The sequence below is a fragment of the Frankia sp. CeTa3Moorea genome (genome assembly GCF_978021225.1).
In genome coordinates this window covers 24,572-27,272 of record NZ_CDXDOR010000068.1, presented here as the reverse complement: position 1 = coordinate 27,272, position 2,701 = coordinate 24,572, and the positions used below count along the sequence as shown (strand labels likewise).

General features: G+C 66.0%; 4 protein-coding genes. 1 reads left to right on the top strand and 3 read right to left on the bottom strand.

Annotated features, from left to right (window positions below; all coding sequences use genetic code 11):
* From AC08OV_RS13810 to AC08OV_RS13800, 3 genes are all read right to left on the bottom strand, one after another.
* Positions 1–478 (bottom strand): JmjC domain-containing protein (locus AC08OV_RS13810; protein ID WP_476613374.1); only part of this gene is annotated, 478 nt, incomplete at its 3' end.
* Between the two features lie 560 nt (positions 479–1,038).
* On the bottom strand, positions 1,039–1,248 hold the full coding sequence (locus AC08OV_RS13805) for a DUF397 domain-containing protein (RefSeq protein ID WP_476613373.1): 210 nt from the start codon (positions 1,246–1,248) through the stop codon (positions 1,039–1,041).
* Positions 1,245–2,114, bottom strand: coding sequence for a helix-turn-helix domain-containing protein (locus AC08OV_RS13800; protein WP_476613372.1), 870 nt, complete (start codon positions 2,112–2,114; stop codon positions 1,245–1,247). The genes AC08OV_RS13805 and AC08OV_RS13800 overlap by 4 nt, the downstream gene beginning before the upstream one ends.
* Before the next feature lie 203 nt (positions 2,115–2,317).
* Here AC08OV_RS13800 and AC08OV_RS13795 point away from each other — a divergent pair, with 203 nt between their 5' ends.
* A complete protein-coding gene (locus AC08OV_RS13795) occupies positions 2,318–2,614 on the top strand; it encodes a hypothetical protein (protein WP_476613371.1) in 297 nt (98 codons plus the stop codon).
* Positions 2,615–2,701 lie beyond the last annotated feature (87 nt).

Here is a 2,701-nt window from a genome sequence, read left to right as displayed (position 1 = left end):
CCACGAGTTGGACAACAATGACGTCGTGGTCATCCCAGTGGATCGGAAAACCGGCGCTCGATCGGGTCGTCAAGTATGCGTTGACCTGCACCAGTTCGTGTGACCACCATTGGAGTGCGCGGGTGGCGACCTCCAGCGTGGGATCAAACGTGTCCAGGGCGTCGAGCACGAGAGTCACGCCCGTGTCGAGCAGGCTTCCCATCGCCCCAGGGTCCACCATGCGAATGTTCTGCCGTCGCCTGTTAGTCTGGGAGCGAAGGTAGTCGGCGGGATGGAGTTCGTCTCCGTCCTTGAAAAAACGGAGCTGAGGTGGTTCCAAGCTTCGTCGCGTGACAATATCCAGAAGTCGCGACGCGGTCATCAGACGTTCGCACAATGACGTATCTTCCAGATGACCCCGCGCGAACTCCCGTCCAAGAGGTGAGACGTCCCGCCAGTCAAACGCGCCCTCAATTCCCCGGACCAGACGATGCTCCATCGCTAGCGATTCGCTCCTCGCTGTTCAAAGGTATCGAGGGTGGCCATGGTGCGGGCGGCTCTGGTCGTCCTATCTGTTTTCCTCGGGGAAGTTAAGCCCGTCGCCGGAGCCTCCGTCGCTACGACCCGTGCTCCCTCCGTCGGAGTGCTCGGCGTCATAACGGTCCTGTACCTGCGACAGGTTTTCAACGGCTAGAACAAGGTCGTCATCGTCAGAGTTCATGTAGCTTCCTCGCTCTCAATCGAACGCCACTTGGATATCTGCCCGGCCGTCACATGGTAGGAGCCGCCTGTCGGGCATCGCAACCGGTTTGGCGAAAGAGAAGCGCTTGTGTAGCCGGCACACTCACGCCGGGACCGGACGTCGGGCTGAGGTAGATGAAAGACGTTGACAGTCCTATCCGCAGGTAGACCGGCCAGTGGCACTGTCAGCAGTAGGCGCCGCCACGTCGGCTAGGTTGGGAGTGCTCGCCCGGTCATAAGCAAGCGGGCGTCGCCGGGCGGGAGATGCCCGCACCTGCGACGCCCGCGCGGTCCCGGTGGTGGCGGCGGGGCTCTGTGTCAGGAGTCGAACTCGCCGTCGCGGACACCTGCTTGGAACGCGGCCCACTCGGCGGGTGTGAAGCGCAGGACCGGCCCGTCTGGCTGCTTGGAGTCGCGGATGGCTCGGCCGCCGTCGGGGAGGGTGGCGACTTCGACGCAGTCGCCGCCGGTGCCGCCGGAGTAGCTGCTCTTGCGCCAGTTCAGGACGTCGTTGCTGTGGGTGGTCATCGTTCCATGTCCTCACGTGCGGCTTTGATGATCGACAGGGCGCCGTTGGTCGGGGCGAGGGCGGAGCTTCGGAGCTGGTTCATCCACGCCTCGTAGCGCCGTACCTCGGTCTGTTTCTCCAGGTAGAGACTTCCCGTGGGAGCCTCGATGTAGACCGTTTCCGGGGCTCCGTCGGTGTCCGGGAAGCCCAGGATCGTGAAGCTGGAGATCATGCCGGAGTGGGCGCCGACGGTGAAGGGCACGACCTGGATCGTGACTCCGGGTTGGTCGGATGCCTCGATCAGCTGGTCAAGCTGCCTGGCCATGATCGTGGAAGTGCCGACGTGGCGCCGGATCACTGCCTCGTCGAGGATGGCCCAGAGCTGGGCGGGCTGCTCTCCGGTGAGGATCTTCTGCCGGTTCATCCGCAGTTCCACGGCGCGGTCGACTTCGTGCGTGGGTAGCTCTGGCGAGGCGGCGCGGATGACCGCCCGCGCGTAGTCCTCGGTCTGGAGCAGGCCGGGCACAAGCAGGGCCTGGAAGGTCGTGATCGTGGAGGCTTCGGCTTCCAGGCCGATGTAGACCTGGAACCAGCGCGGCACGACATCGCCGTAGGAGTGCCACCACGCGGGCTTGCGGGTCTCCTTCGCCAGCGCCAGCAATGCCTGTCGCTGGTTGGCATCGGTGACGCCGTAGAGGTCGAGCAGGTCCGCGACGTTGCGCGTGACGAACCGGAACTGTCCGGTCTCCATCCGGCTGATCGTCGGCCCGCTGCGGTGGATGTGCTCCCCGGCCTGGTCGACGGTCAGCTCCTTCGCCTCCCGCAGCCGGCGCAGCTCTGCGCCCAGACGCCGACGCCGTACGGTGGGGCCTGGCGTGCTCGCCATGGTCCTCCCTTCTCCTGGTAGCAGTCTGCCAGCCCGACCCGCGGCCTGATCTACACACGCCCACGCAACACGCGTACGTACTTGCGTATGCTGGATCAGCCATGCATTCTGCCAGTACCGCGGCGCTGTCCGTGACAGCACGAGCGCCGCGCGAGCGGAGGCACAGCGAGGGGCCTCCCGCCACCAACCGAGGGGAGAGGGCCATGGACGAACGCCGGTTCGTGGTGTGGGACGCGGATGGACGACCGCTCGGCGCGTTCCCTGAGTTCGACGCTGCCCACGAATGGGCGCACCTGCGGATGCGGCAGGCGCGTACCCGTCTTCCCCTGACCCTTGATGATCGTGTGGCGAAGGTCAGCCGCCGCGTGTCCCCCGCCCGCTGTGAGCTGGTGGCGTGGGCCGAGTTCGCCGTTCTCCCCGGCTGCGACCTGCCGTCCCTCGGCACCGCCCACACGGACGACGTGTCACAGCGCCAGTCCGCGCAGTGCATCCGGCCGTGAACGCCGCGATCATCGGCCGCCGGACAGCCGCATGCGCGTCGACCACTCCAAGGGGCTCGGCATGACAGCGGCCGACCCATCGCCCAC